Raw genomic sequence first — 23,774 nt, 5'->3', positions numbered from 1 at the left:
CTCCCCTGCCTCCCCTGCCTCCCCTGCCTCCCCTGCTCCCCCTGCTCCCCCTGCTCTGGAAGCTTACTCTCTGGGGAATCTTAATTTAGCTTAATGTTTTTCTCAGATAACATTGCTTTGCATAAACAGGTTAAAAGTTGTAAATTACCGATATTTTAAAATATAAGCTTGATTTAATAAGGGTTTTAGAAAATATTATGTTTCTTGAAGCTAATGCACTGAGTGTACCCGGTCACTGTGTTTTTTAATGAAAACTTAAGATTTTTGACAGATTGACCTTTGGGGGGCGATCGCTCGTATTGTAGAAGAGAACGGATAGCTGATTGGCTATTTTTGACTTGATTTTAGAGGATGTCGGAAATGTCTACCTTTACTAACTATCTTCGCTCGTTGATGCTTTCGGTTATTTTTAGTTTCGTGACTCCTTTCGTGTTCATCGGTGGCGTATTGCTATTTTTGGGTGTCAGTGGCTATATTCCCCTTCTGCAAGAGTTGGCTGAATTATGTGCCTCTGGTATCTTGACTTTTTTATCTATTTTTGGTAATGGCTCTAGTTTGAATGGGATTTTGGTAATTAGCCTCACTTGTGGTTTTGTGGGTGGGCTGTTTGATACTTACGTTTACTACCGTTACCAAATTTTGCGTCTTGATTCCTAGTGAGAGAATTGCGATCGCCAGATGTTGAGCAACTACATACCAAAATGCCAAGCATTCTCAAAACTAGAGTGTTTGTAATTCCTGACAGCAGTAAGTATTGGAGTTAATCGGTGAGTATTAATTAAGTTTATAAAAAAGCATCAATTAAAAAGTCATTAAATTACTAAAATCTATATATTTACTACCTTGCCTGAGTACAGCTAAAATTTTTCATGCTGGCATCCAGGAAACAAACCTATGTCTATTGACAAGGAATGTCTTTGTTGCTGGTTTAAGTTGTCAGGGATCAAATTCAATTGCTATGCAACGAGAATAGCAAACAAACATCTACGCCAACCAGAAAAATTTCATTAAAATTCTGAATGGTACTGCTGAAAAGAGAAGTGCTAAGGCGATAAATTAGTATTTTTACTTAGAAATCAGCACTAGCGATGCTCACAGAACTCGCCCTAGTTGGGTTATTTTGCCGCTATACCATTTATATTGAAATTATTACTAGGTTTTTTAGTTGCTCATGGTTTGGCCTTTCAAGTCCAAGTTTCGGAAACAAATTGCACGAATTGAAATTACAGGTGCGATCGCTAGTGCTACGCGCAAACGGGTATTAGAAGCCTTAAAGACGATTGAGGAAAAGAAATTTCCCGCTTTACTGCTACGCATTGATAGCCCTGGAGGTACTGTTGGCGATTCGCAAGAAATCTACAGTGCGCTCAAGCGTTTACGCCAAAAAATCAAAATTGTTGCCAGTTTTGGCAATATTTCCGCGTCTGGTGGCGTTTACATTGGTATGGGTGCGGAACACATCATGGCTAACCCCGGAACTATCACGGGTAGCATAGGTGTAATTCTGCGTGGGAATAACTTAGAACGCCTGTTAGAAAAAATTGGTGTTTCCTTCAAGGTAATTAAGTCAGGCCCTTACAAAGATATTTTGGCATTTGATCGGGAATTAACCGAGCCAGAACAACACATCTTACAAGAGTTGATTGACACCAGTTATCAGCAGTTTGTTCAAACTGTAGCCGAGGGGCGGTCTTTAGCAGTAGAAAAAGTGAAAAGTTTTGCTGATGGACGGATTTTCACTGGGCAACAAGCTTTAGAATTGGGTATTGTAGACCGCTTGGGAACGGAAGAAGATGCCCGACGTTGGACAGCAGAGTTAGTTGGACTTGATCCTGAGAAAACCCCCTGTTATACCTTAGAAGAACGTAAACCCCTATTAAGTCGGATTTTACCAGGGAGTCGTCAAGTTTCTTCTAAACTAGGCGCAGGAGTTGACTGGCTGGAATTTGAAATGTCTACCAGTGGTTTACCGTTATGGTTATATAGACCGTAGCGCAGAAAATAGGGAAGTGGGGATTGGGGGAATGAGGGGGATGAGGGGGATGAGGGAGATGAGGGAGATGAGGGAGACAAGAAGAATAACTAATGACTAATGACTAATGACTAATGACTAATGACTAATGACTAATGACTAATAACTAATTCAGGAGGATTTTGGCGTGGAGTGGCGAATGCAAGCGATTCGTGGAGCAACAACAGTTTCTGAGAACACAGTAGAAGCGATGCGAGAAGCGGTGACAGAACTACTAGACGAACTGGAAAGACGAAATCAACTCCACCCACGGGACATGATTAGTGTTACTTTTTCTGTGACGCGAGATTTAGATGCGATTTTTCCGGCGGCGATCGCCAGACCTCGCCCCGGTTGGGATAATGTAGCTATGCTAGATGTGCAGCAAATGCACGTTGAGGGTAGTTTACAGCGTTGCATCCGGTTTTTAATCCACGCCTATCTACCAGTCTCTACCCCCGTTTATCATATTTACTTGCGCGAAGCTAAGAAACTACGTCCTGATTGGAGTTTACCCCAGGCGTTACAAGCCCCACCGCAAGCAGTAGAGTCAAAAGTTTAACTCGGTTAGAAAAACTAGCTTCCGCCCGATTTTGCTAAATTCCAGGGCGGATAATTTTCTCAGCTACTTGGGGAAGCGATCGCTGGAGGAAAAACAACAGTTTAGTTTTACCGATTCGCATCTCATAGCGATCGCTTGTAAAATTATCCCAGAATTCATCTACCAACGCATCAGGTGAGATTTTCCCTTTACCCCGTCCTTGAGTCATCGGTGTATCCACTAAAGGCGCAATAATTTCAAACACTTTAATAGATGTGCTTTCCAATTGCCAGCGCAAGGCTTTTGTAGCAATATGTATTCCCGCTTTACTACCGCAGTAGACAGGCGCACTTTGTTTAGGAACTAATCCTAAACCAGAGGAAACATTAACAATAGCCGCTTCTTTTTTTGTCAGCAAATGGGGTAACATCAATTTAATCAATTGCAATGGAGCAATTAAATTAGTGCGTAATTCTGTCTCAATTAACTCTAATTTTATCTCTGGATTAATAAATTCATAGTTGTATTGAATCCCTGCATTATTAATCAAAATATTTACATTTGGGTAGAAATTAACTAGCTTTTGCAAAGCCTTGAAATCATTTAAATCAGCAACTTCAGTGATTATTTCAGGGAATATTTTCTTAACATCAGCTAATTTTTGGGGATTACGTCCAGTAATAATCACTGTATTGTTTTCTTGCAGAAACTTTCGCGCCAGTGCTAAACCAATTCCTGATGAACCGCCAGTAATTAAAACTGTATTACCTTGGGTTGACATTGTAAATTTCTTCACTGAACACTTGACAGCAACAGCAGCTACAAGGATTTGGGCAGCACTGAACCAATAAGGTGTAGATGGGCTAATGTTTTGATATAACCAACCAGCTAACAATGGGGCAATCATTCTAGCTAAAGCTTGTACTGTCTGAATATTGCTGTTGATTCGCCCTTGAGTTTTTTCCCCAACGCTTTTGGACATCAATCCAATTAAGGAAGTTTCTGCTAAAGGCTGTCCAATTCCTACAAGTACAATACTGATATAGAGAACCATCACTGAGCCAGTGATTGCGAATACGCCAGACAAAGTAAAAGCTAATCCGGTGATTAACGCACCATAAAATGCCATGCGGACTTCGCCCCATCTGGGCAATAACCACGGAATAATAATTGCTTGATCGAAAACACTAATTACACCAAATAGGGCAAATAACGGGGCAATTTGTGATGCTTGCCAATTAAATTGCTCATTTGCTAAAGCAGGTAAGTTAGAAATGAGCACAAACATCGCCATATTGACAATCAAAAAGCTTAACATCAGCCAGCGCAGATGCGGCAGTGCGAGACAGGCTTGCAATTGCGTGAAAGGATTTAACTGAGCAAAGCTAGGTTTGGGAGAACCCTGGGCTGGTGGTAAAGTTTCTGGCATGGCGAAATAGCCCCACACCAAAGCCACAAAAAAGGCGATCGCCACAACATACACAGGTAAACTAGGATGAATCCCAGACATTACCCCACTCACAACCGGGCCGACAATCAACCCCAGGGCTATCATCGCACTCACCCAGGAAAAAGCACGAGTGCGCTGTTGATGGGTGGTAGAATCTGCGATCGCAGCAAACACTATGCTAGCAGTACCATCAGTTAGCCCCACCATCAGCCATCCCGCAAACAGTACCGCTAATGCGCCGCCACTCCCAAAGATAAAATATCCCAAACTAGCCCCGAAAAGGCTCACCAGCATCATAAATCGCCGCCCATAGACATCACTAAGACAGCCAATTCCTGGCAGCGTCAAAAATTGGGCTAGTGAGTATGCGGCATATAGCAGCCCAACTTCCCACGCTGTGCCACCATAAAGCCCCACCAAAGTCGGCATAATCGGATTTAGGACTCCGAAGCCCAAAAATGCTAAAAAGCCTGTGTAAAGGATAAAAGGATGTAATGTTGTCTTCACCATTGCCAGTTGAGAGCGGTAAGCATTTGATAACATCTTGTTTAGATGTAATCTGAAACAATGGTGAAGTCATTAACTTATGTTAATTTTGCTGAAGATTTTTGCGAATGCGACTGAGAGACACAGGTGAAATTCCCAGATAAGACGCAATATGATATTGCTTAACTCTATTTTCTAAATTGGGGTACTCTTTCAAAAAGTTTTGATATCGTGTGGTAGCGTCATCAAGAAGTAACTCCGCCTCCCGTTTCTCCTTCTTAATAAACAACGCCTCAACCAATTTATGATTAATAGTTTGCCAGCATGAATGAACTGCACATAATTGCACGTACTGACTATAATCTACAACTAACAATAAAGAGTCTTCTAAAGCTTCAATAAAAAATTTGGCAGGTTGGTTTAAAACTAGCGCACTGTAGGCAGTAACAAAATGATTTTCTGGACAAAAGGATTTTGTGAATTCAGTCCCGGCTGAATTCACATAGTAGAGGCGTAAAATACCTGAAACCACAAAACCAATTTGGGAGGGAATTTCACCCGCCCGCATCAAAAAATCTCCATTCTTTAAAGTTAGTGGTTGAAAGACACGAGATAATTTTGCAATTTCATCGGTTGGAATCTCAACCAGATTTTGCAAAACCTTACTAAGTTGGAGATATGCAGAACTAAACATAGAGTTTAATCTTTCGAGAATTCTATTCCTGATGATGATGAAATCGAATTCCTAAAAAGATGTCATAAACAAACTCAAAAAAGTCTTTTTTCTGCAACAAACCTGAAGTTTGATAACAGCCTTTCTCATCTAACAACGGTTTCATCACATAATAAGCTGGCTGGTAATTGTACCAGGGAATAGAAGGCCACAAATGATGAATTAGATGATAATTCTGCCCCATAATCAGGATGTTGAGGAGTTTTCCAGGGTAGACACGGGCATTTTTCCAGCGATCGCGCTCCACAAACGGACGATGAGGGAGATAATCAAAAAATAACCCCAATGCTATCCCCACAATAAAAGCCGGGATAAACCAAAAATTGAGAATATAGCCTAAAAAGTGGTACTGAACGGAAATATACACAATTGAGACTACAATCAAGCGGCTGATAAACCACTCTAGTAATTCATACTTACGCCACAGTTGCCGTTGAAAGAAAAAGACTTCGTGATACAAAAACCGCACAGCAATTAGCCAGAGAGGCCCACCAGTGGAGACATAATGATCAGGGTCGTCTTTAGGGTGGTTAACATGGCCATGATGCTGCAAATGCACCCGCGTAAACACAGGAAACGCAAAAGCCAATATCAACGCACTACCATGTCCTAACATCGCATTAATTACCCGGTTGCGGTGGGCAGACTTATGACAAGCATCATGAATCACTGTCCCCGCACAATGCAATGCTAGGGTGTTAATGCTAAAGCATAACCAATGAGGCCATTGCCAAAGCCAATAACCAAAGTTAGACAACACCAACATGACCACAGCTGACAGAAATAACAGCATTGTGGGGTTAAAATCACCAGGAGGCTCTAAAAATTCCTTCGGTGGGACTTTTAGCGGCTGCTGTGCCTCCAATGTGAGCATTACTATCTCCTTTTTGTTCAAACATTACGAATATACGACAAAGATTAGTAAATAATAAAGTTTTGTAAGGTTTTGTTGAGCAAGATTTATCTACAAACTTTGTCTAGTATTAGATGAATAACGCTATCATTCCAGACAAGACTTGATCATTTGCTGATTAGGGTGTGCTATCCGCATCAGGAATAATCTTGATGTAAAAATTTCTCAGTGAGGAAGGATGTAACCCAGATTGGTGTACGATATCTACTCTGTGTCACAGTTCCGCCACCTCTAGCGTCGTTTAAGTCACGGATATAGCAGTGACTGAAAATCAAACGCTCCTCAATTTACTATGACTCACTAAATAGCTCCCTTGAATCAGCCCCTATGCAATTAAGAGATTCTGTACGCCGGACAAAAATTGTCGCAACAATAGGCCCCGCCACTAGCAGCCCAGAAATGCTAAAAGCAATTATTGAAGCGGGTGCAACAACGCTGCGGCTCAACTTCTCCCACGGCTCTCATGCCGACCATCAGCGTAATATTCGCTTAATTCGGCAAACTGCCTTTGAACTAAATCAGCCAGTGGCAATTCTCCAAGACTTGCAAGGGCCAAAAATTCGCTTGGGAAAGTTTGAAAACGGGTCTATAGTCTTAGCGAAAGGCGATCGCTTCACCTTGACAAATCGCCCAGTTGTCGGTACTCAAGAAATAAGCTGTGTCACCTACGATTATTTAGCAGAAGAAGTCCCCGTAGGCGCGAAAATTCTCCTCGATGATGGTCGAGTAGAAATGATGGTAGAGGCTATCAACCGTGAAAAAGGTGATTTACATTGTCGTGTCACAGTTGCAGGTAAATTATCTAACAACAAAGGTGTAAACTTCCCTGGGGTTTACCTTTCCATCAAAGCCATGACCGACAAAGACCGCGAGGATTTAATGTTTGGTCTAGACCAGGGTGTAGACTGGGTAGCATTATCCTTTGTGCGTAACCCCCAAGACATCATCGAAATTAAAGAATTAATTTCCAGCACCGGGAAACAAGTCCCAGTCATTGCCAAAATTGAAAAACATGAAGCTATTGAACAAATGGAAGCAGTTCTAGCTTTATGTGATGGCGTAATGGTAGCCAGAGGTGACTTAGGTGTAGAACTACCAGCCGAAGATGTACCCGTACTGCAAAAGCGGTTAATTGCTACAGCCAACCGCTTGGGAATTCCCATCATCACCGCTACCCAAATGCTAGACAGCATGGTGAGTAACCCCCGTCCCACCCGTGCGGAAGTCTCAGACGTAGCCAACGCCATTTTAGATGGCACAGATGCGGTAATGCTTTCTAATGAAACGGCTGTAGGTAGCTACCCAGTGGAAGCGGTGGCGACAATGGCCAGAATTGCCGAACGCATCGAGCAGGAAGAAGACAACGCTGCCAAATTACGGCAAGTACGAGATAATCGTCGCTCTATCCCCAACGCCATTAGCCAAGCTGTCGGTCAAATTGCCGAACAATTGGGAGCAGCCGCAATTATGACACTCACCCAAACCGGGGCAACAGCTCGCAACGTCTCAAAATTCCGTCCTCACACACCCATTTTAGCCGTTACACCCCACGTTAATGTCGCCCGACAGCTACAGATGGTCTGGGGAGTTAAGCCATTATTAGTCTTAGAATTACCTTCCACTGGTCAAACCTTCCAAGCTGCAATTAATGTGGCGCAGGAGCATAAATTGTTGTTTGAGGGTGATTTGGTAGTGATGACAGCTGGTACACTGCAAGGCGTTTCCGGCTCAACCGATTTAATTAAAGTTGAGGTAGTAACAGCAATACTCGGTCAAGGTATTGGACTCGGACAAGGTTCAGTCAGTGGTCGTGCTAGAGTAGCTCACACAGGTTTAGATACCAGTAACTTTAGCCCTGGTGATATTTTAGTCGCTGCTCACACTGGTGCTGAATATGTAGATGCGATTCGCAAAGCCGGCGGAATTATTACAGAAGATGAAAGTTTAACCAGTCACGGTGCTGTAATTGGGTTACGTCTAGGTGTACCCGTAATTGTGGGTGTGAAGAAAGCTACAGAACTAATTCGTGATGGCGCAATTATAACTATGGATTTGCAACGGGGTATAGTTTACTCTGGCGCAGTGGGAACACCATAAAAATTCAAAATGCAAAATGCAAAATCCAAAATTATCAAAAATAATTTTGGATTTTGAATTATCTCACATTATGGCTGTTGCTTAATCACAATTTTTGTAGGGTGGGCATTGCTTGAGATGCGCTCAAATCCTCAGCTTTACGTTTTTAGCAATGCCCACCTGACGCTGATTGAGAATAGTGCAAAATGTCAGATTTTGTAGTTGTTAACAACAGTTAAAACACATTTTCCATAATTATTTTATTGAAAATTTCAGTTTAATTAATTGTAATATTTCTCCATATTTTAGCTTCAGCAAAGCGACTTAAGTGCTTGACATTGGTAGTAGCAATTACAATATAACGAGCCGGAAATTCTTCTTTCAACATTTGCCACTGACTACAAATAATAATATCAATATCAAGACTTTTATTATCTGCTGTCGGGACACCTTGAATGCGAGCGTCAGCCCAAAGACTTGATGCTTTTTTCAATAATTCTGATGTGACTGGTAGGAAAGAAATAATTTCTCGAAGTTCATCTAAGCTTTGAATGCTGGGCGGTTGAGTCTGCTTGAGAGATGTTAATATTAAACTTCTTCTAATCTCGTAATCACACAATTCAGAAGAACAAACATAAATTCCGCGAGAAAGTAATCTATAAAGCCATTCTTCACAATCAAATACTTCACCAGTTTTGTGAGGATTAGTTAGAATTCCCAGCACGCCTGAATCAATAAAAACTATCATGACTCTGAATATAATTTTTGTCCCGGAAGTCTTTGTTCATCAACAGTCTTTTTGAATTCTTCAAAAAATTTTTGTCGCTGTAATGATTCAGTATCAGACATATTTTTATTCTGTTCAATAAGTTTTGCTAAAAGTTCCATAGCTCGTTGGTTTTTCAGCAATTGCTTTTCTCTATCCCATCCTGATTGATTTGTGCTATCTGTGTTGTCTTTCTCTAATTCCAGAAATTTTTTCAAACTCTGAGCATCAGATAATTCCAAATTAATAGGGTGAGGATATCCTTCTAAAATCAGTTGATAACTACTATTGTCACTGTCGCTAGCTGGAAGCAGAGCAATAAACCGAGCAACATTTAAAATTTTGCCACTAGGTAGTTCTATTGATGTATTCATGTTGTGATTAATCCGCTTTATTTTCAAAATTTACACGCTCATAAATCTGGCAATGGGGAATTTGACAGTTAGCAGAAACTCAAGTTAAATTTAGCCTACCATTTTTGACTATCTCCCGCCCAGATTATGCAGAATATTCTGTGACAATTAGCAATAAATTATGTCAGTTCAATTTGACAATCATCACCAATCAAAAATCGTAAGGCTTTAGGACGACGGGGAGCAATAGTTAATTGTGCGCGTTGACCAATGACGCTATCAATAATACGCTGATTAATTCCGACAATTTTCGCACCTTCTAAAATGACGCTGTGTTCTAAATCTGTATCGATCAGCGTGGTATTATCAGCAATGCTACTATAAGGGCCAATGAAGCAATTTTCTAAATAACAATTGCTGCCAATAACTACTGGCCCGCGAATTGTACAATTAATAATCTTAGAATTAACACCAAGTTGAACTCGTCCAATTATCTGACTTTTGCCATCAACTTCGCCTACATTAGATGTTGTTAAATAGGTATCAAGAATTATCCGGTTAGCTTCTAGTAAATCATCTTTTTTACCAGTGTCTAACCACCACCCATTTAGATGACAGGCTAAAACTTGTTTTTGCTGATCTATTAAACATTGAATAGCATCAGTAATTTCTAACTCGCCTCTTTTTGAGGGCTGAATTTGAGAAATCGCATCATGAATAATGGCAGAAAAAAAATAAACACCCACCAATGCTAAATTTGATGGTGGAACTTTGGGCTTTTCAATTAATTGTAATACTCGCCCTACATCATCCACCTTAGCTACACCAAAGGCGGTAGGATTGACAACCTCATGCAAAAGAATTAAAGCATCTGGTTGTTGTTTGGTAAATTGTTGCAGAAAGTTTTTTAAATCCCCTTGTTGAATCAGGTTATCACCCAGATACATAATAAAGGGTGAATCGGCTAAAAAAGGACGGGCGACTTTGATAGCATGAGCAAGTCCGGCTGGATGGTCTTGTAAAATATAGGTGATTTTAGCTCCAAAACGCTGGCCATCTCCGGTTTTTGTTTGTACTTCTTTCCCTGTTTCTGGGCTGATGATAATACCAATATCAGTGATACCAGCCGCAACCATTTCTTCAATTCCATACCATAAAATTGGTTTGTTGGCAACTGGGACAAGTTGTTTTGCACCTGTATAAGTGAGTGGACGTAGACGTGTACCTTTACCACCGGAAAGAATTAGTGCTTTCATAATATTTATGAGTTTAACAGTAAGTCTTTGAGCATTAGTCTTAGTCTTTGTCGCCAATGGGGGGGGTAAGTTCCGAGAAATTGTGATATTTTTCCACAAGCCAAAACAGAATAAGCCGGGCGACGGGCTAAGGTGGGATATTCGGCTGTAGTGATAGGAACAATGTTTTTAATTGTGAGGGGAAAGTTTAGCTGTTGAGATTCTTCCCAAATAGCCACAGCGAAGTCGTACCAGCTAATAACGCCACTGTTGGTATAGTGATAAATTCCCGCAATTGCTGGTGTTAACTGGGGTATAATTTGGGCGATGACGTGAGCGATATCTTGCGTCCATGTGGGAGTACCAATTTGATCTGCTACTACACGGATTTCTTGGCGTTCTTTACCGAGTCGTAGCATAGTTTTGACAAAGTTACTTTTACCAAATGTTCCATAAACCCAAGCTGTGCGGAGAATGATGTGATGGGGGTGAGTTTGCCCAATTGCTATTTCTCCGGCTAGTTTGGTTTTACCGTAAATATTTATGGGGTTGGTTGTATCTGTTTCTTGGTATGGGTGACTTTGTTCACCATCAAAAACGTAATCTGTGGACAGGTGAATTAAAAATGAGCCGAGTTTTTGACTTTCTTCGGCAATAATTTGAGGTGCGGTTGCATTGACGGTTGTGGCTAGTTCTGGTTCGGTTTCGGCTTTGTCTACAGCAGTGTAAGCGGCGGCGTTAATGATAATCTGTGGTTGGATTTCGCGGATAATTTGACGCAGGTTTTCGGGTCGAGTTAGGTCTATGCTAGGGCGTGCAAGTGCGATAAGTTGGTGATGGGGTGAAAGGATTTGCTGGATTTCTTGCCCGACTTGACCGTTGCTACCTAGTAGTAAGATTGATTTAGTCATATCTTGCAACATTCTCAATCAACTTCAGGCGATGCACAGCTAAAAATATAAAACTCCGAATTTAAGCAAATCTCAAGCAATGCCCACCCTACAAAAGATGTGAGTTTACTCATAGACTTGCGCGCTTTTAAATGGCTTACCATTGCTATCTTTGGCTGATAATATTGGTGGTTGTTTAATAGGCCAGTCTATGGCTAAATCTGGGTCATTCCAGAGAATAGTGCGATCGCCTTGTGGATAATAGTAATCTGTAGTCTTATAAATAACTTCGGCAAGTTCGGAAAGTACGAGAAACCCGTGAGCAAAACCTGGAGGTATCCACATTTGTTGTTGCTTCTCTGCACTCAGTTCATTACCTACCCATTGTCCGAAGGTGGGGGAACTTTTTCTTAAATCTACGGCTACGTCAAAAATATTACCAACAACGACGCGAATCAGTTTACCTTGGGGTTGAATGATTTGATAATGCAGTCCGCGCAAGACATTCTGTTTTGAACTAGAGTGGTTATCTTGCACAAAGTTGGCTGTAATACCCAGTTTATCTATAAATTTTTGTTGATTGTAGGATTCAAAGAAAAAACCGCGATCGTCTGTAAATATCTGCGGTTCGATGAGGAGAACATCGGGGATGGGGGCGGGGATGATGTTCATGGGAATGTTTTAATAGATGCTGGGTAAATCTGGCGATGTGAAATTTCGTAGTTTACAGCAAGTTAAAATTGTAACGGCATCGTCTGATAGGTTTACAAGAAGCGTAATAAAACTTCAACGGTCGTTTTTCCCGTGTTTTCCCAACTAAACTGATTTGCTCTAGCTATACATTGGATGGAAAGCTGCGATCGCAATTCTAAATCATTCACCATCATCTGCATCGCGTCGGTGATTTCTGCTGTATTGTAGGGATTGATCAGAATCGCCGCATCACCAGCTACTTCCGGGAGAGATGACAAGTTAGAGGTGATGACTGGTGTACCGCAAGCCATTGCTTCTAGTACCGGGAAACCGAAACCTTCCCACAGACTAGGAAAAACGAGAGCGATCGCCTGATTAATAATTGTAGGTAATTCACTGTAAGATACATAGTTGAGAAACTTTACTTGATTAGTTATCCCCAATTCTTTAACCTGCATTTGTAAACTTGGCGTGTAACGCGAATCAATAGGGCCTGCTAACCATAGTTCATATTCACTCTGATTTTTTAACCCAGCAAAAGCGGCGATTAATCGATGCAAGTTTTTATAAGGTTCGTGTCGCCCAATGTAGAGAAAATAGTTACGGGTAGGTAGATTTAAATAACGAAAGTGAGTGCGATTATATGCTAAGGGAATAGGAGTAATTTTACTGTCTGGAATTTGATAAAATTCGGTGATGTCCCTAGCTGTAGCTTGAGAATTGCAGATAATGTGTTGAGCCTGTTTCAAAACTTGAGGAACGTAGTAACGATAATAGGGTGTGATAGGCGAGAAGCGTTTGGGAAAGCGCAACGGTATTAAGTCATGAAACATGACAACATTACGGCAATTACTATATAAAGGTGCTTCTGGTATTGGACAAAATAACAGATGAGATTTCAACTGATGATAAATTTTTGGCAACTGCAATTGTGTCCATATTAAGCGACGCAAATGACCTTTTGCGCCTTGTACTGCTGTTTGATTAGGCGGTACTAAATAGCAATTATAGTCAGCCAAATTTTGAGCAACTAAGAGTGTAGGCTGAAGTTGTTGTAAGTGAGGTAGAAGGTTCAACGCATAAGTTGTTGTTCCTGTGGGTTTGGTTAACAGAAATGCCAGATTAATTAATAGATGTTTTGTCACGCGCTCAGGTTATAAAAAATTTATTGCTTAAGTAGCTGGTTGCAATTAAATATAAAATGTGGGATGGGCCGGACAGCCCGTCAACAGGCTAGAAGCCTGTTCCACTATCTAACAATTAATTAAGCCTACTTACTTAGTAAGTAACTGAAGAATTTTTGCAGTTGCTAATCCTCCACCATAGAGATTTTCGGAAACTTCCCTACCAGAAACATTCAGCAACGCATCTGATATACCATTAGCCACATCTGAAGAATTTAGCGGTGGTAGTAGGCGATTCCAACCCAACTGTACTAACTCTATCCACTCCGTTTCTGCTCGTAAAGTGACACAAGGAACACGATAGAAAAATGCTTCTTTCTGCACCCCACCGGAGTCAGTCGCTATAAGTTGAGCATTTTTCTCTAACATCACCATGTCTAAATATCCTACTGGCTCTATTAATTGTAGGGACTGACTAGCTTTTTCCCATAACCCTGCGCGCGACAAAGCAGCACGAGTGCGGGGATGAAGCGGTAAAACTACGGGGATATTCTGAGATATTGCCGCTAAACCTGTAAAAATTGCTTCTAAACGCTTGGGGTCGTCAGTATTTTCTGCACGGTGAATAGTAGCCAAAATGTACTTTTGCGGATTTAGACCAAGATGTTCTAAAATCAGACTTTTTTGCTCGGCTTTTACTGCATAGTCAATCGCCACATCATACATGACATCCCCAACCAAGTGAATTTTTTCCTCAGTAATTCCTTCATGGCGTAAGTTTTCTACGGCCGCCGTAGTGGGTGCCAAGAGTAAATCGGCGGCGTGGTCAGTGAGTACACGATTGATTTCTTCTGGCATTTGGCGGTTAAATGAACGCAAACCAGCTTCAACATGAGCTACAGGAATGTGTAGCTTGACTGCGGCGATCGCTCCTGCCAAAGTAGAGTTTGTATCACCATAAACTAGCACCCAATCAGGCGACTCAGCCAGCAAAACTTTTTCAATGGCTTCTAACATCCTTCCTGTTTGTGCGCCATGACTATCAGAACCAACACCTAAATGATAATTAGGTGCAGGAATCTCTAACTCTTGGAAAAACACATCAGACATATTTTCGTCATAGTGCTGACCCGTATGCACCAGCACCTCTTGAATACCAGGATGAGATTGTAACCTTCTAGAAACTGCTGCTGCCTTAATAAACTGTGGACGTGCGCCAACAATTGTGAGAATTTTCATGTGTTTAGTGTGCTATAAATTGTATACAAATTTATTAACTACATTTTCAGTTTTCAAAATTCACATTCAAGCGTTCTGCCCACAAAATTAAGTTTACCCAACGCCAAATACGGAAATCAAAAGCAGATTTTCCCTCTACTACTGCTTGAAATTCTGCTCTTATTTGGGGTAAATTCCAAGCAGGAATTTGGTTGGCAATTTCACTGTTTAGCACCCCTTCCACCCAAGGACGTAAACTGTTCAGCCATTTTTGCTCAGGTGTAGCAAAGCCGATTTTATCTTGACGGTCTAAAATAGCATTTGGGACTATACCGCGCATCGCTTGGCGGAAAATTGCTTTAGAAGTTCCATCCTCAGCAATAATAAATTCTTCTGGTAAAGAAAAAATAAAATTCACCAAAGCAGGTGTTAGAAAAGGAACTCGACTTTCAATCGAGTGTGTCATCGAATTACGGTCTTCATAACGTAAAAGCATTGGTAAGCTGGTTTCTGTGAGAGCAGAATAAAGTTCTGAGCGTAGTATTTCTTGAGCAAATTTACCTTGATAGATTGTAGGAATTAGTCCATTTTGATGCAACCAGTTTCTATTTAACCAGCTAGGTTTCACGTCTTTGTTCACTAATTGTCTGACTGATGCTTGAATATTTGGGGGTAAAAGTAGTCCTATAGCCCTTAACAACAACTTATTTTGATTAGTCCCTGGTAATTTTGCTACCCGTTGCCAAAACTCTCTAGCCTTTCTATATTGCCCTTGACATAATAAAGAAGCGAGTCGTGCAGCTAAGTAGGGACGGTATCCACCCAAGAGTTCATCTGCTCCCTGTCCGTCTAACATTACCTTAATTCCTGCCGCTTTTGCCCCTTGGAAAACTCGATACTGAGCATAAATGCTGGTACTACCAAAAGGTTCATCTTGCAAGTCAATGAGTTGATTCAAATCGGTGATTAAGTCTTCAGGAGCAGGTTGTATTTTATGTGCGACAACATTCGCCGCTTCTGTGATTGTATCCACCCATTTTTCTTCACTCAGAGATGAATCTGAGGCGATGTAGCTGAATGTATGGAGTTGTAGTTTTTCACCTTGCAGATGTCGCATTGACATAATAATGGCGGAAGAATCTATACCTCCTGAAAGAGCAGCCCCGACTGCTACATCGCTGCGTAAATGTAAATTGACGCTTTCTAAAAACAGGTGTTGTAGGTGTTTTGTAGCTTCTGTAAATGATATATCTAAATTTTGGTTTAGCTCTAACTGCCAATAACGCTCAATTTGGATTTGCTGGGGTTGCTCTAGAGAAACTTTCAGGAAATGGGAGGGTGGTAATTGTTTAATGTCAGCGAATAGGGTTTCATCACCATAATCAGTTAACCCAGAACGTAAGTAATCGTAGAGTCGCTGGGGGTTGACACGGCGTTTAATCCCAGTTAGCTTTAAGAGTGCTTTAATTTCTGAAGCAAAAGCTAGTCCATTTTGATAGTAGGTGTAATAGAGTGGTTTAATGCCGAAAAAATCGCGGGCTAGAAATATTGTGCGTTCCCAAGTGTCTAGGATAGCAAAGGCAAACATCCCGACTAATTTGTTTAAAGCTGAAACACCCCACTGGGCGTATGCTGCTAACAGCACTTCTGTATCGGAATGGGAATAAAATGGATGTCCTAAAGCTTCTAGTTGGGTTTGCAGTTCGATGTAATTATAAATTTCGCCGTTAAATACAATATAAAATCTGCCGTTGGCTGTTGCCATTGGTTGCCAGCCAGCAGAGCTTAAATCTAAAATTGATAGACGACGATGCAGTAAGTAAATGCGGCTAGCTTGCAAAGTTTCAGGATTGCGGGTAATCTGGACAGGAGATGTTCCTGACCATCCTAAGAAACCTAAGTCATCAGGGCCGCGATCGCCTAAAGAACTGCTGAGAGATTTTAAGATATGGGAATCAATCTCTGAATCATCATCTAATAATATGCCGGCAATTCCACACATTAGCTGATATTACGTCGCTTCATAGTGGTACTTTGTAATACTAGCCACATATTCTAGATTATGCCATTTCTTCACATATTCCAAAGCTAACTCAGAATAATTAGCTAACATATTCCTATCTTCTATACATTGTTTGATTACTTCATAAATATTATTTGGGTTAGCATTAATAATCGTTTTTAAAACATCTGTTGCCATTTCTTGAGGTAGGAAATGTAAATCTTCCTCAGCAATTCTTGCTATGACTGGTTTGCCCATTTTCATAGTTTCTACTGCAAATCCCCCGTACCAACCGATTAAAATTTGGTCTATGACTAAATCCGCCGCTTGATAAATTTTCATAGCTTGTGCATGAGGAATATTTTCCACCAACAGCACATCAATAAATTGACCATGAGTTTTTTGTAATTTCTCTAAAGCAGCTAAAATATAAGTGCTGCCTTTGGCTTCCCGGTTAGTTGGTGCATGGACAATCTTGATTTTTTTATGATTTAATTTAGGCGGAAATAAACCTCTGTCATCAACACCAACTGCATAAGGTAAAAAAGATGATTTTTCTGGAGGTAAAAAATAAAGCAAATCTGGATTTAATGCCCAAATATGCTTGACATAACGCTCCATTTTTTTTATACCTTCACGCCGAAAATGGTCTAACTGACCTGAATTACATTGACCATTATAACAGTTGGGATTATGACAAGCTGCTATTTGTGTCCTTTGCATAGTTGGATATTTTTGTCTGATATCACAACCGTTATAGGTAACAAATAGTTGACTTTTTTTGGGATAAAATGGCAGTTCAACCTGATTCAGATATTTAGCAGGGAAATGAATTAATGATGAGCCGAAATTAAAATGAAAAACATCATATTTATTTTTGATTTCCCAAAAAGTTGATAATAGTTTTTCTAACCGTAAAATTTTCAATGGTATATTTTGAATATTTAAATTTATATCAGCAGGATATTCTAACCAATTTTGTTGGGCAACTAACACCGAACTGGTTAACCCTAATCGCTTTTCTCCTTGAGCTAAACCCCAAGAATGACCACCAACAGATGTAGGTAAGTGTAGGATTTTCAAATGTTTTTTACCTCAAATCAACTGGTATTAATGATTAACTTTATTTGAATTTTCTGCAATAGTTTTTTCTATACCTATACTAAAAGGTGTAAACTTAGTATGGATTGTATTTAATAAGTGAATATCAGCAATTAAATCAAATTTTCGATATTCTTCTATCACTTCTAGATTCACTGATTTATGTAGAAAACTCCCTATAGTCTCAACAATCTGTCTCAGAGTTAAAACTTCATTTCCTGCTAAATTTACACAATTAATGGGATGATGATATAACAAAATATTTGTTAATATTTTTAGTAAGTCATCAATATAAAGCAAAGATATTTTTAACCCATCTAAATCATCTAAATCATGGGGATTTCTTGCCAGAAATATATTTTTTTCCTTATGTACTTTTTCAATTAAATTAGGGATAAGCTTATCAGTTTGGCTAGGGCCATAAACACCAAATAACCGAGCTATAGTAATATCCATATCATTACTAAACAAGGCTAGTGCTTCTTCTGCGTGAATCTTGCTGAGGGAGTACCAATTATTTCTGTTTAGGGGTGAAGTTTCTGTTAAAGGTTGGAAGCTTGGTTGATAGACATTACCCGTAGAAGTATAAATGAATCGCTTCACTTTCGCTTTACGTGCCATATCTGCTACTTTCACAGCACTAACAACATTGACATTGAGTAAATGTGAAGCTTGATCTGGAACTTGGCGATAGTGTGGTGATTGTGCTAGATAAACTACAGCATCAGTGCCAGGGCTAATAGAAAATGTGTCTGATAACATCCCAGTTTTTGGATCAATACCATTTTCTTCAGCAGAACTCACACCATAGACTTCTAATTCCAATAATTTTAAGTGGTTAAACAGATGCTTTCCTATAAATCCTTTGTATCCAATAATCAGTATTTTCATCTGGATATTCCTAAATCTTTATAAGCAGTTTGCAAGCGTTGGGCAAAGGCTTCAAGAGTAAAGTATTTCTCAATATATTGGCGGCTTTTAATACCAATATCCCTGAGTTGTTCTCTACTGTTATATAGTTTCAATAAGTCGGCTTTGAGCGTATCTATATGTGTATTAATAATTGGGCATTCTTCAGGGTGTAAAAGGTATTCTTGCGGTTTTCTAATAAAACACATCACAGGTTTTCCCATCGCCATGCCTTCCAGTGCAAAATAGCCATGAAAGCCTATTAAGCACTGATCAAAGATGACATCGGCGGTACGATATATTTCTAAGGCTTGTGCGTTTGGTATTCTTTCAACAAGACTCAATTCTATAGCAATACCTTCAGCTTGCAGTGTTTCTACTGCTTCTATTAAAAAGTGAGTTCCTTTGAATATGCGATGATTAGGCGCGTGAACAATATGCAGAGGTTGATTATGATTTATTTGCGGATAATTTGGTTGATACTTATCTCTATTGTGTCCATCTAAATCTACAGGCCAGAAAAATAAATCATTGCGGCTACCGGGAGTATATTCAATCATATCTCCCATTGAAAACATTGCGGTTGAATATTGTTGAAGCTTGCCTATATATTTTAGCCGTTTAGATTCATTACATATACAAGCTTGACCTACTAAATTGCACTCTGTACAGCAATTAGGTTCACCGAGTTTTTGTGTAGTTATTTGACTGCGGACATCAGCCCCGTATGTCCAGAAAAAAACCTGTATACCCAAAAGCTTATATACAATTAATTCTTTGAGATTGATTTGTAAAGGTTGCCAAGAAAAAAGTAAGCCGCGATCGCAATATAAATGTAACCTGTCAGCCCAAATACAAGCCCATCCAAAAATCAATAATGAGCATAATTTCCCTACCAAGGGGAAAGTAATCCATTGACTCAAATTGTAGTCAAAAGCTTGGGTAATAAAATAGGTTTCATAAACTAATGATTTTGATTTCACCCCTAACAGACTCTCGGCTTTGGCTTTAAAAGCTAGAGTGATAATAGGTGTACCCAACCACAAGCTTTGTACTGGAGATGAATGTAATTTTTTATAAATAAATCTGAATGGGGATAATAATATTACTAGAATTATCACCCCAATAGATAAAACATCATAAATTAGCCTAAATATAGTTTTCACGGTACTGGCTTGGTTAAAAGAACAGAGATACCATTAGGATTTGCTGGATTAAATTGATAATCTTTAATACCTAATTCCCTCAGCCAACCTTCGACTTCATCCTCAGTATGTTGCCAAGCATTATGAGGATGATACCAATCAAAGTTAACCATATTATTGGTTTCAAAATCAAATGCTTCATTCCAGAAACATTTTAAAAAATTGTAGTAAAGTAATCTTTGCACATCATGAGTACCAGCAGGGATACCGAGAACAGGAATTGGTTGAGTTAATGTAATTTTAGCATTGAGGCGGCTTAATTCTCGTCCTAACTCAGTGATACCTTCACAGGCTTTGTAGCAACTCTCTGGATCAAGTTGAGTAAATGATTCTCTAATATATTGGTCGCAAAATTGCCGGGCTGCTCCCATTTTTTTATAAACATAGAAAAATAATTGACCACCCGGTTTGAGTTTTTGATAAATTGCCAAGAAAGCTTTCTTAGTGTCAGGAGTATGATGAAGTACACCATCAGCAATAATAAACTCAAAGAAGTTATCGTGAAATGGCATATCCATTAAGTCAGCCTGAACTACATAACAGTTTGGCAGATGTTTTGTATTTTCAAATGTAGTAAAAGCTGCTTCAGAAATATCTACTGCAAAGACTTTTCCTGGAGTATTTTCAGCAATAAATTTTGTATTAAAGCCAGAACCAGGGCCAACTTCCAAAATATACTCAAACTTTTGATAAAAAGCTTGTAGTTCTTCTAGAGTAGAAAAACCAAATTTTTTGCAATACCATTCATACAAAAATTCTTGATGACTAGATTCTAATCCATAATTTTGGAAGCGTCTCCACTTGTCGGAAAATGTTTCATTAGTCAGGGATTGCTCTTTAGCGGATTCTCTTTCAAACTCCTCAGCTATAGACGGTAAGTTATATTTTTCTTGAAACCAATTTAAATTAGGTCTTAATGTTCCCTGTAAAAAACAAGGAACACCTTTTAAAACTGGATACCAAACCGGGGAACTGCTGTTTAAAACACCTTCAATAACTTCTTCTGCTTCTGACTGAAAAGTAGTAATTTCTATATCATCAAGCGTTCCAGGTGTACATAAATAAGAAGCCAATTCTGTTTTCATATTATCTATTGCCTTTTGATTATCACCTAATCATATATTGTTTAGTAAGTTTTTGCTTTGATTGAGAAATTTATCATATTGTTCTACTTGTGTTTTCAGGGTATCCCATGAACTATGATGTTTATCTATCCACAGTTTTGAGGCTGATGCCAAATCAGATAATTGGGCAGGATTTTTAATATATGCTTCCAGATTAACAACAAGTTCATCTTCGTTTTTACAGTTGATTACAGGTGGTATTTCACTGTAGTGCTTGAGAATTTCATTTTCATTAATATAAGTACAAATAGGAGCAGCAACGGCCATTGCTTTAAATACAATTCCACCAAACGAGCCAAGTTTAAATTGATCAACTACTACATGACAGGCTTTCGCTGTGCGTTCAAATTGAATAGTTCCCATTGGCTGACTCCAAAGTACGAAATCAACACAATTTTTAGCAGATAAAAGCTTGATACTATCTTGAACATTTGCGCCCCACTGACAACATACCAACCCGACTTTATAACCTGCTTGGCGCAGATGACAAAAGGCATTTAAAAAAATATCATTACCTTTATCGGCATACCCACTTCCAGATACCCAGTCATGACGTGTAGGAAAGAAAAACAAAAAGTCTGCGTTCAATTTCTTACATAGTTCTTGTCTTAATTCTTGCCAACCGTCTACTTGTAAACCATGATTTTCGTCGTAGGGATGATTCATCGCCGAAACACGGTTATCTGCTAAAAAGATGGCATTATTGATGCAGTCTGAGTTGGTGACAAAAACGTGTTCAGCTTCACTATATGCGATTGATGTTAATCTTCCCCGCGCGGTGGGTTCAAAAGGTATATCTCTTAATGTTCCGTGTTCAAAAGCGAAATAGGGATGTTTTGCTAATAAAGGTAAAATGGGGTCTGTAGAATAGCCTTGAATAATATCATAGTTATCGAACAGCTTTTTCCAAAATGGAATAATATGACGATAAGGTTCTAAGTCATCAAAGGATAGTTGATCTTCTCGTTCAGGAAAATTTCGTTGAAATAATTCAACTATTTCCTTAACTCGCTCATCAAATTCGCTACTTTCAGTTTTTTTTGGTAAGCTATTTCTAGATGGAATTAAATTAATTTTTTTAGAAAAATTATCAAAAAAGCTAGTTTTCTGTTTAACAATAGTTATGGTATAGGATTTTAGGCAATAAAAAAAAATAAATATGTAGTGAAAAAACTTAGATATAACCAACCTAGTCTTTTTAACACCCTTGAGAAAATTGAAGATTTTGGCAAGAAAAGGATATTTAGATAATAGCCGATTTATCAAGCAGATATACAATCTTCCAATTTCTAGGGCTTGCCACCACAACCAGGCTGAGATTTTTCGATTTTGACGTTTTGCTACTAAATAATAAATACAAAACTTGAGGAAACCTTGAGCAAACCACTTAGGGCGTTGAAAGTTTTTTAAATCAACTGCATTCCAATTAGGGAAAAATTGGTCTTTAATTTCTCCTTGAAAGTCTGCATCTTCCCATTCGGGACAACCCATAATGTGGTAATAATCATAGCAAATAACGTCACAATCAAATCCTAATTTGTTCAGTAATTTAGCGTTATTGTAGGCGTTGTTGGCTATGTTACCTATGTGTAAGATACTGGGCGATCGCCCATATTTCTCTTGGAATTTTTCTACTAATATCAAATAGTTCTTAGCTGGGATTTCCTGCATATTATTGGTAAATTCAGTTAACGAATTTTATTTTTTTAATAAAGATATTAATCATGTTGTTGAGCAATTGATTTATACTTCTGGATAACTCTGATTAAAATTATAATTTTCCAGAATCTATGGTGAAATTGCCGAATATTTTTGCAGTCCAGCCTTCAAGGAATTAATTACTAGCTGTTGATCGCTTTCATTCATGCCAGGGAATATTGGTAATGTAATTGATAAATCTTCAGCATCGGCTGCATTAGGATATTGTTCCGCTTTGAGATTATATTTATTTTGATAATAACCAAGGCGGTGTACAGCATGAGTTCCCGGCCTAGTTTGAATACCATCTGCTGCCATTGCTTCCATAATTGCGTTGCGGCGATTGACACCACCTGCCATGATTCTGATGACGTAAGATTGGTAACTGTGACCACACAGATGAGGTATAATTGGCAAAGCAATATCAGCAATGCCTTCTAGATAGAGATTGTATTGTTTAGCTAGATTGATGCGCTCAGATAAAAGTTGATTTAACTTTTGCATTTGTGCTATGCCGATCGCTGCTTGAATATCAGTGAACCGCAGATTATAACCCAAGTGATCAAAGCGTCCCATATAATAAGGCTTTGTAGCTTCAACATCGGGATTGGGCGAAGCACCATGATTTCTTAAAACTTTGAGTTTTTCTGCTAACTCTGGATTATTAGTTGTCACCATTCCACCTTCACCTGTGGTAATGACTTTCCGGGGATGAAAGGAGAAACAACCAATATCACCCAATCCACCGACTGGTTTGCCATTATATGTAGTACCAACGGCGCAAGCAGCGTCTTCAATGATGGCAAGATTATACTTGTGTGCGATCGCTAAAATTTCTGTCATCGGTGCAGCTAGTCCAAATAGATGCACTACCACTACAGCTTTCGTTTTAGGTGTGATAGCTGCTTCCAAAGCCACAGGATCAATGTTAAATGTATCTCTTTCTACATCAGCAAAGACTACCTTTGCACCAACATATTCTGCACAATGAGCAGATGTCACCCAGGTGAATGCAGGGACAATCACTTCATCTCCTGGTTCTAATTGCAAAGCCATAGCGGCCAGATGTAAACCAGCAGTACAGGAAGTAGTGGCTAGAGCATATTTTACTTGGTGTTGCTGTTGGAATAACTCCTCAAATTGGCGAGTCATTGGCCCCTGTGTCACCCATCCTGAGTCCAAGCATTGCTTGATCATCAGGATTTCTTGCTCGTCGAATGCTGGGGAAGTTATCTGCATTTATTTA

General features: G+C 39.4%; 21 protein-coding genes. 4 read left to right on the top strand and 17 right to left on the bottom strand.

Features of this window, described 5'->3' with window-relative positions; all coding sequences use genetic code 11:
- Positions 1 to 360: 360 nt before the first annotated feature.
- The 3 genes from AACS98_RS05430 to aroH all read left to right on the top strand — a co-directional run bounded on the left by AACS98_RS05430 (position 361) and on the right by aroH (position 2,573).
- Positions 361 to 657, top strand: a complete 297-nt coding sequence (locus AACS98_RS05430; RefSeq protein WP_066377280.1) for a hypothetical protein — start codon at positions 361 to 363, stop codon at positions 655 to 657.
- A 514-nt stretch (positions 658 to 1,171) separates the two neighbouring features.
- A complete protein-coding gene (sppA, locus tag AACS98_RS05425) occupies positions 1,172 to 1,993 on the top strand; it encodes a signal peptide peptidase SppA (RefSeq protein WP_066377114.1) in 822 nt (273 codons plus the stop codon).
- 178 nt (positions 1,994 to 2,171) lie between these two features.
- The gene (aroH, locus tag AACS98_RS05420) at positions 2,172 to 2,573 is read left to right on the top strand and encodes a chorismate mutase (RefSeq protein ID WP_197480145.1); all 402 of its coding nucleotides are present in this window, start codon (positions 2,172 to 2,174) and stop codon (positions 2,571 to 2,573) included.
- A gap of 34 nt (positions 2,574 to 2,607) precedes the next feature.
- On the opposite strand, the gene AACS98_RS05415 is transcribed toward aroH, so the two are convergent.
- The 3 genes from AACS98_RS05415 to crtR are packed head-to-tail and all read right to left on the bottom strand — an operon-like array spanning position 2,608 to position 6,095.
- Positions 2,608 to 4,545 carry an MFS transporter gene (locus AACS98_RS05415; protein WP_084386876.1) on the bottom strand — a complete coding sequence of 646 codons (1,938 nt, stop codon included), beginning with the start codon at positions 4,543 to 4,545 and terminating at the stop codon, positions 2,608 to 2,610.
- A gap of 46 nt (positions 4,546 to 4,591) precedes the next feature.
- Positions 4,592 to 5,182, bottom strand: a complete 591-nt coding sequence (locus AACS98_RS05410; protein WP_066377112.1) for a Crp/Fnr family transcriptional regulator — start codon at positions 5,180 to 5,182, stop codon at positions 4,592 to 4,594.
- A 22-nt stretch (positions 5,183 to 5,204) separates the two neighbouring features.
- Positions 5,205 to 6,095 (bottom strand): beta-carotene hydroxylase, encoded by an 891-nt coding sequence (crtR, locus tag AACS98_RS05405; protein WP_066377111.1) that lies wholly within the window; start codon positions 6,093 to 6,095, stop codon positions 5,205 to 5,207.
- Between the two features lie 366 nt (positions 6,096 to 6,461).
- Here crtR and pyk point away from each other — a divergent pair, with 366 nt between their 5' ends.
- Positions 6,462 to 8,231, top strand: a complete 1,770-nt coding sequence (gene pyk / locus AACS98_RS05400; protein ID WP_066377108.1) for a pyruvate kinase — start codon at positions 6,462 to 6,464, stop codon at positions 8,229 to 8,231.
- 256 nt (positions 8,232 to 8,487) lie between these two features.
- Here pyk and AACS98_RS05395 read toward each other — a convergent pair whose 3' ends face one another.
- From AACS98_RS05395 to AACS98_RS05330, 14 genes are all read right to left on the bottom strand, one after another.
- Positions 8,488 to 8,958, bottom strand: a complete 471-nt coding sequence (locus AACS98_RS05395; RefSeq protein ID WP_066377106.1) for a nucleic acid-binding protein — start codon at positions 8,956 to 8,958, stop codon at positions 8,488 to 8,490.
- Positions 8,955 to 9,350, bottom strand: a complete 396-nt coding sequence (locus tag AACS98_RS05390) for a hypothetical protein (protein ID WP_066377104.1) — start codon at positions 9,348 to 9,350, stop codon at positions 8,955 to 8,957. The genes AACS98_RS05395 and AACS98_RS05390 overlap by 4 nt, the downstream gene beginning before the upstream one ends.
- Positions 9,351 to 9,508: 158 nt before the next feature.
- On the bottom strand, positions 9,509 to 10,585 hold the full coding sequence (locus tag AACS98_RS05385; RefSeq protein WP_066377103.1) for a glucose-1-phosphate thymidylyltransferase: 1,077 nt from the start codon (positions 10,583 to 10,585) through the stop codon (positions 9,509 to 9,511).
- A gap of 5 nt (positions 10,586 to 10,590) precedes the next feature.
- A complete protein-coding gene (gene rfbD / locus AACS98_RS05380; protein ID WP_066377277.1) occupies positions 10,591 to 11,475 on the bottom strand; it encodes a dTDP-4-dehydrorhamnose reductase in 885 nt (294 codons plus the stop codon).
- A 105-nt stretch (positions 11,476 to 11,580) separates the two neighbouring features.
- Positions 11,581 to 12,126 (bottom strand): dTDP-4-dehydrorhamnose 3,5-epimerase, encoded by a 546-nt coding sequence (gene rfbC / locus AACS98_RS05375; RefSeq protein WP_066377102.1) that lies wholly within the window; start codon positions 12,124 to 12,126, stop codon positions 11,581 to 11,583.
- Positions 12,127 to 12,218: 92 nt separating this feature from the next.
- Positions 12,219 to 13,292 (bottom strand): glycosyltransferase family 4 protein, encoded by a 1,074-nt coding sequence (locus tag AACS98_RS05370; RefSeq protein ID WP_066377100.1) that lies wholly within the window; start codon positions 13,290 to 13,292, stop codon positions 12,219 to 12,221.
- Between the two features lie 129 nt (positions 13,293 to 13,421).
- On the bottom strand, positions 13,422 to 14,510 hold the full coding sequence (gene wecB / locus AACS98_RS05365) for a non-hydrolyzing UDP-N-acetylglucosamine 2-epimerase (RefSeq protein ID WP_066377099.1): 1,089 nt from the start codon (positions 14,508 to 14,510) through the stop codon (positions 13,422 to 13,424).
- A 46-nt stretch (positions 14,511 to 14,556) separates the two neighbouring features.
- Positions 14,557 to 16,491, bottom strand: a complete 1,935-nt coding sequence (asnB, locus tag AACS98_RS05360; RefSeq protein WP_066377097.1) for an asparagine synthase (glutamine-hydrolyzing) — start codon at positions 16,489 to 16,491, stop codon at positions 14,557 to 14,559.
- A gap of 9 nt (positions 16,492 to 16,500) precedes the next feature.
- Complete coding sequence (locus AACS98_RS05355) at positions 16,501 to 17,574, bottom strand: glycosyltransferase (RefSeq protein WP_066377095.1); 1,074 nt, start codon at positions 17,572 to 17,574, stop codon at positions 16,501 to 16,503.
- Between the two features lie 27 nt (positions 17,575 to 17,601).
- Positions 17,602 to 18,483, bottom strand: a complete 882-nt coding sequence (locus AACS98_RS05350; protein ID WP_066377094.1) for an NAD-dependent epimerase/dehydratase family protein — start codon at positions 18,481 to 18,483, stop codon at positions 17,602 to 17,604.
- Positions 18,480 to 19,667, bottom strand: a complete 1,188-nt coding sequence (locus AACS98_RS05345; protein WP_066377089.1) for a glycosyltransferase — start codon at positions 19,665 to 19,667, stop codon at positions 18,480 to 18,482. Before AACS98_RS05345 ends, AACS98_RS05350 begins: the two co-directional genes overlap by 4 nt.
- Complete coding sequence (locus AACS98_RS05340; protein WP_066377087.1) at positions 19,664 to 20,791, bottom strand: class I SAM-dependent methyltransferase; 1,128 nt, start codon at positions 20,789 to 20,791, stop codon at positions 19,664 to 19,666. Before AACS98_RS05340 ends, AACS98_RS05345 begins: the two co-directional genes overlap by 4 nt.
- A 30-nt stretch (positions 20,792 to 20,821) precedes the next feature.
- The gene (locus AACS98_RS05335; RefSeq protein ID WP_066377086.1) at positions 20,822 to 22,501 is read right to left on the bottom strand and encodes a glycosyltransferase family 1 protein; all 1,680 of its coding nucleotides are present in this window, start codon (positions 22,499 to 22,501) and stop codon (positions 20,822 to 20,824) included.
- A 117-nt stretch (positions 22,502 to 22,618) separates the two neighbouring features.
- Positions 22,619 to 23,767, bottom strand: a complete 1,149-nt coding sequence (locus AACS98_RS05330; RefSeq protein WP_066377085.1) for a DegT/DnrJ/EryC1/StrS family aminotransferase — start codon at positions 23,765 to 23,767, stop codon at positions 22,619 to 22,621.
- Positions 23,768 to 23,774 lie beyond the last annotated feature (7 nt).

Origin of the sequence: Anabaena sp. CA = ATCC 33047 (assembly GCF_963870205.1) — a bacterium.
In the GTDB taxonomy this organism is placed as follows: Bacteria; Cyanobacteriota; Cyanobacteriia; order Cyanobacteriales; family Nostocaceae; genus Trichormus.
Note: the sequence above shows the minus strand (reverse complement) of the source record. Positions and strands in the feature narration are given on the sequence as shown.

Bases quoted from the DNA above. Each gene is read 5' to 3' on its own strand.
- AACS98_RS05430 (WP_066377280.1), top strand. From the start codon at position 361: ATGTCTACCTTTACTAACTATCTTCGCTCGTTGATGCTTTCGGTTATT.
- sppA (WP_066377114.1), top strand. From the start codon at position 1,172: ATGGTTTGGCCTTTCAAGTCCAAGTTTCGGAAACAAATTGCACGAATT.
- aroH (WP_197480145.1), top strand. From the start codon at position 2,172: ATGCAAGCGATTCGTGGAGCAACAACAGTTTCTGAGAACACAGTAGAA.
- AACS98_RS05415 (WP_084386876.1), bottom strand. From the start codon at position 4,545: ATGTTATCAAATGCTTACCGCTCTCAACTGGCAATGGTGAAGACAACA.
- AACS98_RS05410 (WP_066377112.1), bottom strand. From the start codon at position 5,182: ATGTTTAGTTCTGCATATCTCCAACTTAGTAAGGTTTTGCAAAATCTG.
- crtR (WP_066377111.1), bottom strand. From the start codon at position 6,095: ATGCTCACATTGGAGGCACAGCAGCCGCTAAAAGTCCCACCGAAGGAA.
- pyk (WP_066377108.1), top strand. From the start codon at position 6,462: ATGCAATTAAGAGATTCTGTACGCCGGACAAAAATTGTCGCAACAATA.
- AACS98_RS05395 (WP_066377106.1), bottom strand. From the start codon at position 8,958: ATGATAGTTTTTATTGATTCAGGCGTGCTGGGAATTCTAACTAATCCT.
- AACS98_RS05390 (WP_066377104.1), bottom strand. From the start codon at position 9,350: ATGAATACATCAATAGAACTACCTAGTGGCAAAATTTTAAATGTTGCT.
- AACS98_RS05385 (WP_066377103.1), bottom strand. From the start codon at position 10,585: ATGAAAGCACTAATTCTTTCCGGTGGTAAAGGTACACGTCTACGTCCA.
- rfbD (WP_066377277.1), bottom strand. From the start codon at position 11,475: ATGACTAAATCAATCTTACTACTAGGTAGCAACGGTCAAGTCGGGCAA.
- rfbC (WP_066377102.1), bottom strand. From the start codon at position 12,126: ATGAACATCATCCCCGCCCCCATCCCCGATGTTCTCCTCATCGAACCG.
- wecB (WP_066377099.1), bottom strand. From the start codon at position 14,510: ATGAAAATTCTCACAATTGTTGGCGCACGTCCACAGTTTATTAAGGCA.
- asnB (WP_066377097.1), bottom strand. From the start codon at position 16,491: ATGTGTGGAATTGCCGGCATATTATTAGATGATGATTCAGAGATTGAT.
- AACS98_RS05350 (WP_066377094.1), bottom strand. From the start codon at position 18,483: ATGAAAATACTGATTATTGGATACAAAGGATTTATAGGAAAGCATCTG.
- AACS98_RS05340 (WP_066377087.1), bottom strand. From the start codon at position 20,791: ATGAAAACAGAATTGGCTTCTTATTTATGTACACCTGGAACGCTTGAT.
- AACS98_RS05335 (WP_066377086.1), bottom strand. From the start codon at position 22,501: ATGCAGGAAATCCCAGCTAAGAACTATTTGATATTAGTAGAAAAATTC.
- AACS98_RS05330 (WP_066377085.1), bottom strand. From the start codon at position 23,767: ATGCAGATAACTTCCCCAGCATTCGACGAGCAAGAAATCCTGATGATC.